9 protein-coding genes and 1 tRNA gene are annotated in these 11,124 nt (G+C 68.2%); 9 read left to right on the plus strand and 1 reads right to left on the minus strand.

The features are described from left to right. Window positions 1-106: 106 nt before the first annotated feature. The 3 genes from QM711_RS18930 to QM711_RS18940 are packed head-to-tail and all read left to right on the plus strand — an operon-like array spanning window position 107 to window position 2,522. Window positions 107-1,441 (plus strand): hypothetical protein, encoded by a 1,335-nt coding sequence (locus QM711_RS18930; protein WP_415102218.1) that lies wholly within the window; start codon window positions 107-109, stop codon window positions 1,439-1,441. Beyond that, the gene (locus QM711_RS18935) at window positions 1,438-1,995 is read left to right on the plus strand and encodes a hypothetical protein (RefSeq protein WP_415102220.1); all 558 of its coding nucleotides are present in this window, start codon (window positions 1,438-1,440) and stop codon (window positions 1,993-1,995) included. Before QM711_RS18930 ends, QM711_RS18935 begins: the two co-directional genes overlap by 4 nt. Continuing rightward, window positions 1,992-2,522, plus strand: a complete 531-nt coding sequence (locus QM711_RS18940) for a hypothetical protein (protein WP_415102222.1) — start codon at window positions 1,992-1,994, stop codon at window positions 2,520-2,522. The genes QM711_RS18935 and QM711_RS18940 overlap by 4 nt, the downstream gene beginning before the upstream one ends. On the opposite strand, the gene QM711_RS18945 is transcribed toward QM711_RS18940, so the two are convergent. Next, window positions 2,523-3,188 (minus strand): hypothetical protein, encoded by a 666-nt coding sequence (locus tag QM711_RS18945; protein ID WP_415102224.1) that lies wholly within the window; start codon window positions 3,186-3,188, stop codon window positions 2,523-2,525. A gap of 315 nt (window positions 3,189-3,503) precedes the next feature. Between QM711_RS18945 and gyrB the strand changes: the two genes are divergently transcribed. The 6 genes from gyrB to QM711_RS18975 all read left to right on the plus strand — a co-directional run bounded on the left by gyrB (window position 3,504) and on the right by QM711_RS18975 (window position 11,089). Beyond that, on the plus strand, window positions 3,504-5,513 hold the full coding sequence (gyrB, locus tag QM711_RS18950) for a DNA topoisomerase (ATP-hydrolyzing) subunit B (protein WP_415102226.1): 2,010 nt from the start codon (window positions 3,504-3,506) through the stop codon (window positions 5,511-5,513). 18 nt (window positions 5,514-5,531) lie between these two features. After that, a complete protein-coding gene (gene gyrA / locus QM711_RS18955; protein ID WP_415102228.1) occupies window positions 5,532-8,207 on the plus strand; it encodes a DNA gyrase subunit A in 2,676 nt (891 codons plus the stop codon). Continuing rightward, window positions 8,204-8,791: a DUF3566 domain-containing protein gene (locus tag QM711_RS18960; protein WP_415102230.1), complete on the plus strand. Its 588-nt coding sequence runs from the start codon at window positions 8,204-8,206 to the stop codon at window positions 8,789-8,791. The genes gyrA and QM711_RS18960 overlap by 4 nt, the downstream gene beginning before the upstream one ends. Window positions 8,792-8,854: 63 nt before the next feature. After that, window positions 8,855-10,162 (plus strand): hypothetical protein, encoded by a 1,308-nt coding sequence (locus QM711_RS18965; RefSeq protein ID WP_415102232.1) that lies wholly within the window; start codon window positions 8,855-8,857, stop codon window positions 10,160-10,162. 108 nt (window positions 10,163-10,270) lie between these two features. Next, window positions 10,271-10,347, plus strand: a tRNA-Ile gene (locus QM711_RS18970). Between the two features lie 124 nt (window positions 10,348-10,471). Beyond that, window positions 10,472-11,089 (plus strand): AAA family ATPase, encoded by a 618-nt coding sequence (locus tag QM711_RS18975; protein WP_415102234.1) that lies wholly within the window; start codon window positions 10,472-10,474, stop codon window positions 11,087-11,089. The last annotated feature ends 35 nt before the right edge of the window (window positions 11,090-11,124 follow it).

Here is an 11,124-nt window from a genome sequence, read left to right on the forward strand (position 1 = left end):
GTCCCCAGTGACCGAGGGGACGGTTCTCTTGGTCACCAAACGGTACGAAAGAACCGTCCCCCGCGGACCGGTCGCGAAAACCCGCCGCCGGTTAGGATCACTCGCGATGGAGGCCGTCCGCTCCCTGTTGAGTGCCCTGAATCAGTTGGTGACCGCTACCGCGACCGTGTGGTGGCGGACCCTGCCGCGGCTGCTCACCGTCGTCGTGCTCGGCTGGTTCGGCTACCGGGTCTTCGCCCAGTTGGCGGCCATGGTGGTCGACGTCAGCGCCTGGCTGTCCTTGGTGATGCTGTCCTTCGGGTTCGTGATCAAGCTGTCGTCGATCATCCTCGGGCTGCGGATCGCCGGCGAGGAGTTGCGGATCAGGCAGTCCGTCCCGCTGCCCGACGACGACCCGCGGGACACCTCCATCTCGCACCTGTTGTCGATCACGCTGCTGCCGTTCCTGGGCATCTACGCGGTCTTCGACGTGGTCACCGAGGCTGCCAACGAGATCCAGGTCGACTACTACGTGTTCGGCGGGCTGACCTTTGAACGGCCGGTGCTGGCGCAGCTCAACCCGCAGAGCAGTAGCCACGGCGTCTGGCTGCTCCTGGTCCTCATCGTCGGGCTGTACCTGGTCCGGCGGCTGGTCGAGTGGTGGTTCGAGCGGACCGGTTTCCGTCCGCTCGGTCTGCTGGCGGCGCTGGTCGAGGGGTTCTTCCTGCTGATGGTCGTACTGAGCGGACGGCAGCTGCTGGTGAGCGTGCGGCACTGGGTGGACGAGCGGACCTTCCGGGTCTGGCTGGACTACCCGGGCTGGGGACTGCAGCAGCTGTTGGCCTGGACCGGCCTCGACATCTCCGCCGTGCTGGCCCAGTTCGGCAGCTGGTGGTGGGAGGTGGTCTGGCCGGGGATCAGTGCGATGGTCGTCGAGCCGATGCTGTGGCTCGCCCTGGCCGCGCTGGTGTTCGGCAGTCAGGTGATCTCGACCGCCGACCTGTGGCGTCGCGGCGAGCCGGTATCCGTCCGGGCCCGGCGGTCCCGGATCGAGGTGGGGGACCGGGAGCGCCGGCTGGCGCTGGAGGTGCAGCAGGCCTTCTTCGGCGACCTCAACGACAAATACCTGCCGACCTGGCAGTCGGTGCGGCTGGTGACCGGGGTGGGGGCCACCTTCTTCGCGGCGTTCGTGCTCTGCTACGGGGTGCTGGTGACCGGCGAGGAGTGGCTGCGACGCTGGCTGTTCTGGGTGCTCGGCGGTCATCCGGTGACGTTCTGGTCGGTGGCCGGACCGCCGATCGACCTGGTCGTCACCGCAGTCGGGGAGCCGCTGCGCTGGGCCCTGCTGGCGGCCGCGTTCCAGGCCTGCCTGACCCTGCTGGCAAGCCGGTCCGGCAGAACACAGCCGACCGCGCCCGAGCCGCAGCCGGCAGTTCCTCATCCGGCCGGGCCGGACCGATGAGCAGACGGGTCGCCAACGCCCTGGTGGCTGTGCTGGCCTGCCTGGCGATGGTGATGCTGCACGGCTACACCGGCGAGTTCCCGCGCGAGCAGGTCACCCGGGTCGCGGTCGGGAAACCGGGACGGCTGTACGACTCCACGGTGACGGTGAACTCGTCGTCGATCGGTCAGGTGCTCTACGAGGACGCCGTGTTCGTCGGCCGGACGCCGGTGGTCTTCCTCGCCGTGAACATCACCGTCACCACCGACGGAGCGCGGAAGAGCTCCAGCTGGCAGGTCGGCGGTGCGGCGAACGGCCGAACCTTCGCCGCCCGGCAGCCGCCGTCGGTGCCCGAGCCCGGTTTCCGGATCAGCCAGGACGTGGTCTTCGAGATCAGTCCGGACGACCTGGCCGGGTTCACGGTGACCTTCCTGGACCGAGCCCCGATCTACGCCTATGATCCGGCGATCGAGGTGGACCTCGGGATCACCGCCCAGGGTGTGGCAGCCCTGCTGGAGAAGGACGGCTACGGCACCGTCCAAGCCCGGCGGGGGAACGCCGAGGTGGTTCGATGAGCGGACGGTGCCGGGAGTGGCTGCTGACGGCCGTCGCCGTGCTGGCGGTGCTGGCCGCCGTCGTGGGTTGGACGGCCTACCTGAACGCCCGCGGCGTCCAGCACTGGCAACAGACCGGGCCCGGTGCGATGGCCGACCCGCTGCCCCAAGGCGGAATGCCGATGCGGCTGGCGTCACTCACGGTGACCGAGGTGCTGGTCACCGATCGCGGCGATCAGCCGTCGCCGGCCGGGGCGCTGTGGGTGGTCGCGGTGATCGAGTACCAGCCGCCGCCCGACGGCAGCCACTGCGCGCTGGTGTTGCTCGCCGTGGACGGCCGGCGGTGGAACCCGCTGAGCAGCCTCGACTACTCCGGTGGCCGGAGCCTGCCGTCCGGTTGCGGCCGCAAGCCCGGCGACGGGGAGCCCCGGGGTGAGCAGATCTACCTGATTCCCGCCGACGCCGCCGGTGCGCTCGCCGGTCTGGGCCAGCCCTCCGTGGGCTACCGGGGCAGCTCGGCCTTTCCGCTGCTCACCCCGGATCGGTGATCACCGACCGGTTGCCCGCTCGATGGACACCGGGACCTCGAACCGGTACCCGGTCCGGCTGGCCGACCAGACCATGTCGCCCTCACCGGTGGGGCTGGCGTCGATCCACTCCAGGACCGACGCCCCCACCGAGATGAAATCGGTGTCCGGGAACGACGGGGGGTTGAAAACCAGCGTGCAGGGCACCATCGGCGTTCCCGGATTGAGCACCGTGGAACTGCCGATCCGCTCGCCGGGGCCGAAGAACAGGCTGCCGTCGCCGGTCACCTCGCGATCGACCGGGTGCTGCATCGAGAACGCGTTGCGGACCAGCCGGTCCCGGGTGCTGATCAGTGGCGCCTCCGCGTTGTTGCGACAGCGTCCGAAGACATACACCGTCCAGGAGCCGCCGGTGCGCTCAGTGGCCTGCGCGCTCTGCACCGAGACCGAGAGCGGGCCGAGGTCGACCTCGGTGCCGGGCGGGATCCTGGCGAGCCGTCCGGTGGCCGGCTGGAAGCCGCCGCCCAGCCAGCTGCCGCCGACGACCATGACGATCGCGATCAGCACGATCCACAGCGCGGGGACGGATCGGTGCACTCCGCCGGCCGGGGGTCCGGAAGGTGCCGGGAAGGCGTCCGGACCGGAATGGCCGGCGCCGTCGATCGCCGGACCGGGGGGCTGAGTCACCGCAGCAGCTTAGCCGGGCCCGGTGCACCCGACCGAAGGATCCTCCGCTGCTCTGAACCCCGCAGATGCGCCGGGAGTATGGGGGGCCGTCAACGGGGGGAGATCGGCTCAGAGGGCCGTTCTATGCCCTCCTGATGAGCCATCGACCTCCCACCGCGCGCCAGGATTGGGGCTTGGAAGCTCCACCCGGTAGAATGGACGGGTTGCGCCGCCACCATCGGCCCGCTACTCCGGCACCGCCGTCAGGCCCTCCCGGATACGCGCTCGGTGAGGCGGTGTCGTCGTGAATGCGACCCGACCAGCAAGGGGTACCAAGTGAGTGAACCGACGACCGGTGGCCGGGCGGTCGGGGCGGCGGCGCATGCCGTCGAGGCCGGCAACTACGACGCCAGCGCCATCACCGTCCTGGAGGGTCTGGAGGCGGTCCGCAAGCGCCCCGGCATGTACATCGGGTCGACCGGTGAGCGTGGCCTGCATCATCTGGTGCAAGAGATCGTCGACAACTCCGTCGACGAGGCGTTGGCCGGCTACTGCGACACCATCATCGTCCGGCTGCTCGACGGCGGCGGCGTCCAGGTGATCGACAACGGGCGCGGCTTCCCCGTCGACATGCACCCCAAGGAGAAGATCCCGGCGGTGACGGTGGCCCTCACCGTGCTGCACGCGGGCGGCAAATTCGGCGCAGGCGGTTACAAGGTCTCCGGCGGCCTGCACGGCGTCGGCGCCTCGGTGGTGAACGCGCTGTCCAGCAAGCTCACCGTCGACGTCCGCCGCGACGGCTACCACTGGCAGCAGTCGTTCACCCTGGGCGACCCGGACGCGCCGCTGGAGCGGTTGGAGCCGTCCGACGACACCGGCACCACGGTCACCTTCTACGCCAGCTCGGAGATTTTCGAGACCACCACCTACTCCTACGAGACGCTGGCCACCCGGTTCCGCGAGATGGCGTTCCTGAACAAAGGCCTGAGCATTCAACTGATCGACGAGCGGTCGGATCGGCGCGTCGAGGACGACGAGGAAGCGCCCAGCGACACCTTCCGGTTCGACGACGGCCTGATCGACTTCGTGAAGTTCCTGACCGGCAGCAAGGAGACCATCCACCCCTCGGTGATCGCGATCGACGCCAGCAACGACGAGCAGCAACTCAGCCTCGAAGTGGCGATGCAGTGGAACTCGTCGTTCAACGAGAGCGTGCACACCTTCGCCAACACCATCAACACCCACGAGGGCGGCACCCACGAAGAGGGCTTCCGGGCCGCGCTGACCAACACGGTCAACAAATGGGGTGAGCAGTGGGCGCTGATCAAGAAGCGCGAGGACCGGGTCTCCGGCGACGACATCCGCGAGGGCCTCACCGCGATCATCAGCATCAAGCTCGGCGAGCCGCAGTTCGAGGGGCAGACCAAGACCAAGCTGGGCAACACCGAGGCGCGCTCGTTCGTCCAGCGGGTCACCAACGACCTGCTCGGCGACTGGTTCGAGAAGAACCCGGCCGAGGGACGCGACATCGTCCGCAAGGCCCAAGCGGCGGCGTCCGCCCGGCTCGCGGCCCGCAAGGCCCGCGACATCGCCCGTAGCCGCAAGGGCCTGCTGAAGACCGGCCAGTACGGCAAGCTGTCGGACTGCCAGTCGACCGAGCCGTCCGAATGCGAGGTGTTCATCGTCGAGGGCGACTCCGCCGGCGGCTCGGCCAAGGGCGGACGCGACCCGCGGATCCAGGCGATCCTGCCGATCCGCGGCAAGATCCTGAACGTCGAGAAGGCGCGGCTGGACAAGATCCTGCAGAACCGCGAGGTCGAGGCGATCATCAACGTGCTGGGCACCGGCGTCCAGGACGACTTCGACGTGAACAAGCTGCGCTACCACAAGATCGTGTTGATGGCCGACGCCGATGTCGACGGCGCACACATCCGCACCCTGCTGCTGACCCTGCTGTTCCGGTTCATGAAGCCGCTGATCGACCACGGCTACGTCTATCTGGCGCAGCCGCCGCTGTACCGGCTGCGGTGGAGCAACGCCCCGCACGAACTGGCCTACTCCGACGCCGAACGGGACAACCTGCGCGACGCCGGCTTCGAGGCGGGCAAGAAGCTGCCGGCCCCGAACAACAACCCGATCCAGCGCTACAAGGGTCTGGGCGAGATGAACGCCGACGACCTGTGGGACACCACCATGGACCCGGGCAAGCGGTCGCTGCTGCAGGTCACCCTCGAGGACGCCGCCACCGCGGACAACATGTTCTCGATCCTGATGGGCGAAGAGGTCGAACCCCGCCGGCACTTCATTCAGCGCAACGCCAAAGACGTGCGCTTCCTGGACATCTGAGTGTGACGGAGAGCATGCATGACTGACGGTCCCACCGACGACGGTCTCCTCCCCGGCGACCCGGTCGATCCCGCCGACGACCTCGCGACCCCGGGCGACGACACCGGCACCGAGCCTACCCAGGCCCGGACCGACGAGATCGACCTGAACGTCGAGATTCAGCGGTCCTACCTCGACTACGCGATGAGCGTCATCGTCGGACGTGCGCTGCCTGACGTCCGCGACGGCCTGAAGCCGGTGCACCGGCGGGTGCTGTACGCGATGTACGACGGCGGCTACCGCCCCGACCGGGGCTGGAACAAATGCTCCCGGGTGGTCGGCGAGGTGATGGGCCTGTACCACCCGCACGGCGACTCGGCGATCTATGACACCCTCGTCCGGCTGGCGCAGCCCTGGGTGATGAGGGCGCCGCTGGTCGCCGGCCAGGGCAACTTCGGTTCGCCCGGCAACGACCCGGCGGCCGCGATGCGGTACACCGAGTGCAAGATGGCGCCGCTGGCCATGGAGATGGTCCGCGACATCACCGAGGACACCGTCGACTTCAAACCGAACTACGACAACCGCGACACCGAACCGGTGGTGCTGCCGGCCCGGTTCCCGAACCTGCTGGTCAACGGCTCGTCCGGCATCGCGGTCGGCATGGCCACCAACATCCCGCCGCACAACCTGCGCGAGGTGGCGGACGCCGTCCACTGGTCGCTGGAGCATCCCGACGCCACCAAGGAGGAGTTGCTCGAGGCGGCGATCGAACGGATCAAGGGCCCCGACTTCCCGCTCGGCGCGCTGATCGTCGGCCGCAAGGGCATCGAGGACGCCTACCGCACCGGCCGCGGCTCGGTGGTGATGCGGGCGGTCATCGACATCGAAGAGGACAAGTCCGGACGCACCCTGCTGGTGATCACCGAGCTGCCCTACATGTGCAACCCGGACAATCTGGCCACCAAGATCGCCGAACTGGTCAACGCCGGCAAGCTCAGCGGGATCGCCGACATCCGCGACGACTCCTCGGCCCGCACCGGCCAGCGGCTGGTGATCGTGCTCAAGCGCGACGCCCAGCCGCGGGTGGTGATGAACAACCTCTACAAGCACACCCAGCTGCAGGACACCTTCGGCTGCAACATGCTGGCCCTGGTCGACGACGTGCCGCGGACGCTGCGGCTGGATCAGTTCCTGTCGCACTGGATCAAGCACCAGCTGAGCGTGATCCAGCGACGGACGGCGTTCCGGCTGGCCGAGGCCGAGAAGATGGCGCACGTCTACCGCGGCCTGGTGAAGGCGCTGGACGCCCTGGACGCCGTGATCGCGCTGATCCGGGCCAGCTCGGACGCCGAGACGGCACGCACCGGCCTGATGGAGCTGCTCGAGATCGACGAGGTGCAGGCCAACGCGATCCTGGAGATGCAGCTGCGCAGGCTGGCGGCGCTGGAGCGGCAGAAGATCATCGACCGGCTGGCCGAGCTGGAGCGGCTGATCGCCGACCTGCAGGACATCCTGGATTCACCGGTGCGGCAGCGGAAGATCATCGGCGACGAGCTCGCCGAGATCGTCGAGAAGTACGGCACCGACCGGCGCACCCGGATCATCTCCGCCGACGGCGACCTGTCCAACGAGGACCTGATCCCCGACGAGGACATGGTGGTCACGATCACCCACGGCGGCTACGCCAAGCGCACCCGGACCGACCAGTACCGCGCCCAGAAGCGCGGCGGCAAGGGGGTTCGCGGCGCCAGCCTGCGGGTCGACGACGAGGTGGAGCACCTGTTCGCCACCACCAACCACCACTGGATCCTGTTCTTCACCAACCTCGGCCGGGTCTACCGGGCGAAGGTGTGGCAGCTGCCGGAGGCCGGCCGGGACGCCAAGGGCGGCCATGTGGCCGGGTTGCTTTCGTTCCTGCCCGAGGAGCGGATCGCCCAGGTGCTGACCCTGCGCAGCTACACCGACGCGCCGTACCTGCTGCTCGCCACCCGGCGTGGGCTGGTCAAGAAGACGGCGCTACTGGCCTACGACTCGCCGCGGCAGGCCGGCGTGATCGCGGTCAGCTTCCGCGATGACGACGACGAACTGATCGGCGCCGAGCTGTGCTCGTGGGCCGACGACGTGCTGCTGATCTCGCGCAAGGGCCAGGCGATCCGGTTCGCGGCCAGCGATGAGCAACTGCGTCCGATGGGACGGGCGACGTCGGGGGTGACCGGGATGAAGTTCCGCGCCGACGACTCGCTGCTGTCGATGGCGGTGATCGACGCCGACATGCCCGAGGACGACCGGTTCGTATTCACCGTCACCGACGGCGGCTTCGCCAAGCGGACGGCGGTCTCGGAATACCGGCAGCAGGGCCGTGGCGGCCTGGGGATCAAGGCGATGAAGCTCAACGACGACCGCGGTTCGCTGGTCGGCGGGCTGGTCGTCCAGGAGAACGACGAGATCATGGCGATCAAGACCTCCGGGCAGATCATCCGGTCGTCGGTGAGCGAAGTGCCGCCGAAGGGTCGCGACACGATGGGCGTGAAGTTCGTCCACGTCCAGGGCGACGACTCGGTATCGGTGATCGCTCTCTACCCGGAGAACGGCACCGATGGTGAAGAATCGACGCAGGTGGCAGGGTCTGATTCCGGGTCGGGGTCGGATACCGTTAGGGCCGATGACACCGACCCGCAGAACCCGCCGACTGACGAGGGTCGAGGAGGACTATGAGCGACCAGCAGGGCAACTCCCGCACGCCCGTGGCAGGTAACGTGTGGCATCCGGCCACCGCCGGCCGCCCCGGCGACGAGGTGCATCGTGCCGGCGGAGGCTCGCCGGTCGCCGCCACCCCGGACGCCTTCCACGCCCAGCCCGCGGCTGGGGCACACGACGCGGCGGCGCGGCCGTCCGTGGTGAGCGCGGGTCCGCGCTCGCTGTCGCGGCGGACCCGCAAGGCGCGACTTCGGCTCTCGCGGATCGATCCCTGGTCGGTGATGAAGACGTCGTTCCTGTTCTCGATCGCGTTCGGGATCATGTTCTGGTTCGCCACCTACGTGGTGTGGTCGGTGATCCAGGCGTCCGGGCTGTTCGACGCGGTGAACGAGATGTTGCAGAGCGTGCTGCAGAATCCGAACGACCAGACCCAGGTGCGCATCGAGGACTTCGTGAACACCAACAAGGTGCTCGGGATCGCCGCGCTGATCGCGGTGATCAATGTGGTGCTGCTGACCGCGATCGGCACCTTGACCGCATTCCTCTACAACCTGTCGGCCAACATCCTCGGCGGTTTGGAACTCACCCTCGCCGAGGACTGAGCAGCCGACGAGCCCTGCTGCAGTTAGGGTTGGCTCAACCAATCCCTACCTGAGGTATCTGGCATGACTGATCCCAATCGTCCCAACGATCCTGGACAGAACCCGTCCGCCGGAAGCCCGTACGGGCCTCCCGGCGGCCCACCCCCCAACCAGCCAGGCTTCGGACAACCGTCCGCCGGCCAGCCCGGGTACGGCCAACCTGGCTACGGGCAACCCGGCTACGCTCCGGCGCCCCAGGCCGGATACGGCCCGCCGCCGCCCGCTCAGGGCTTCGGTCAGCCGCCCGTCGGTCAGCCGGCCAGCCAACCCGGCTACCAGAGCCCGGGCGCGCCCGGGCCCGGATGGGGCGCACCGACACCGCCCGGGCAGAAGAAGCCGGCCAACAAGATGCCGCTGATCATCGGCGGCGCCGTGGTCGTCATCATCGCCCTGGTGATCGCCTTCCTGCAGTTCGGCAGGGGCAACCAGACCGCCGGGACGCCGACCTCGCCGAGCGCGACCGCGTCCACCGGGGTGGGCGCGGGGTCAGCCACCGAGACGGTGCAGAAGTACTTCGACGCCCTCGCCGCCAGCGACCCCGACACCATCTTCGGGCTGGTCCGCGACGACCTGCCCGACCGCACCTTCCTGACCAAGGAGGTGATGATGGCCGCCGTCGCCGCGAACCCGATCACCAACCTCAAGCTCACCGAGCTGGAGGCGTCCAAGTACAGCGCCCAGATTCAGGCCGAGTACTCGATCAACGACCGCACCAAGACCGAGAAGTTCACCCTCACCGCGCGCGACGGTCGCTGGTACATGACCCGGATCGCCGCGCGGCTGTCGATGAGCCCGTTCAGCCCCGCGGACACCGGCCTGACCGTCAACGGCGTCAAGGTCGGTGAGGTGGACGCCATTCAGGTCTTCCCCGGTGGCTACACGCTGGGCACCGACGGCGACACCTACACGTTCAGCAAGACGAAGGTGGTGGTGGAGGGACTCACCTCATCGACCGACGTGTACAGCATCAAGGTGGAGCTGTCCGAGAACGCTTTGACCTCGTTCCGGACGGCCACGAAGAGCCTGGTCAACTCGTGCAAGAAGCCGGGCGGCCTGGTGAACGAGAAGTGCGGCATCCGCTTCCGGGAGCCTTCCGGGGTGAAACTCAAGGCGAGCAGCATTGCCTGCACGCCGTCCGGCACCAACACGATCGACCGGATGAAGCCGACCCTGAACTCGTCCGACATGACCGTGCGAGGCTCCCTGAGCGTCACCTACAAGTGCTCGGCGAAGGCCACCAACGGGCGGGGTTACACCGGTAGCGCCTACCTGTTCTCGGTCTACGGCCAGAAGACCGAGTCCGGCTGGACGGTGAGCGCCCAGCGGCCATGACGGCGCCCCGGTCCGGACCGTTCCACGTGAAGCGGTCCGGGCCGGCGGACGATTTGAGCGGGTGACACCGGAGTCGGTAGTGTTGTCTCTCGGTGTTCCCGCCCAAGCGGGCCTATAGCTCAGACGGTTAGAGCGCCGCCCTGATAAGGCGGAGGTCACTGGTTCAAGTCCAGTTAGGCCCACCATCGGCTTTGTCGATCGATCGTTCTCCTTTCGCCTCGCTTGCCCAACGCCTGCAGCGTTGGCGTGGGCGGCGTACCGTCGAAGCAGAGGGTCGGCTTCGGCCCGTCCGCGTCGTGAGGAGCAACGATGAACCGCTCGATCGTGATCAATCGTGAGTTCGGCAGTGGCGGCCGCGAGATCGGACGGCTGATCAGCGAGCGCACCGGCATGGAGCTGTACGACACCCGGGTGCTCCAGGAGGCGGCGAGCAAGCGGGGGCTGGCCACCGACCAGCTGGCCAGCTTCGACGAGCGGGTGGTGACCGGCACCTACTTCGACATGTCCGTCCTGGGCGGCTTCGACGCCGAGATCTACTCCATCCCCTACCGGATGTACGGGGCGATCGCCGAGGTGATCACCGAGGCGGCGCGGGTGGCCCCGGCGGTGTTCATCGGGCGATGCGCGGACTGGGTGTTGCGCAACGCCGAACTGCCGTGCCTGAGCTCCTTCGTCTACAGCAGCGACCTGGCCGCCAAGATCGCCCGGGCGGTCGAGCTGGACGGCGTGCAGCCCAAAGATGCCGAGAAGTACATCGCGAAGATGGACAAGGTGCGCAGCCGCTACCAGCAGTTCTTCACCAACACCCGGTTCGGCGAGTGCCGGCACTACGACCTCTGCCTCAACAGCGGACGCCTCGGCTATCAGCGGTGCGCCGACCTGATCGTGGCCGCCGCCGCAGGTGCGGCGTCGGCGTCCGAACGGTAGTCCGGGTAAGGAGATAGGTAAGGCTTGCCTTACTA

Source organism: Micropruina sp., from assembly GCF_047602385.1.
Lineage (GTDB): Bacteria > Actinomycetota > Actinomycetes > Propionibacteriales > Propionibacteriaceae > Micropruina.

Bases quoted from the DNA above. Each gene is read 5' to 3' on its own strand.
- QM711_RS18975 (WP_415102234.1), top strand. From the start codon at position 10,472: ATGAACCGCTCGATCGTGATCAATCGTGAGTTCGGCAGTGGCGGCCGC.
- QM711_RS18930 (WP_415102218.1), top strand. From the start codon at position 107: ATGGAGGCCGTCCGCTCCCTGTTGAGTGCCCTGAATCAGTTGGTGACC.
- QM711_RS18935 (WP_415102220.1), top strand. From the start codon at position 1,438: ATGAGCAGACGGGTCGCCAACGCCCTGGTGGCTGTGCTGGCCTGCCTG.
- QM711_RS18960 (WP_415102230.1), top strand. From the start codon at position 8,204: ATGAGCGACCAGCAGGGCAACTCCCGCACGCCCGTGGCAGGTAACGTG.
- QM711_RS18965 (WP_415102232.1), top strand. From the start codon at position 8,855: ATGACTGATCCCAATCGTCCCAACGATCCTGGACAGAACCCGTCCGCC.
- QM711_RS18940 (WP_415102222.1), top strand. From the start codon at position 1,992: ATGAGCGGACGGTGCCGGGAGTGGCTGCTGACGGCCGTCGCCGTGCTG.
- gyrA (WP_415102228.1), top strand. From the start codon at position 5,532: ATGACTGACGGTCCCACCGACGACGGTCTCCTCCCCGGCGACCCGGTC.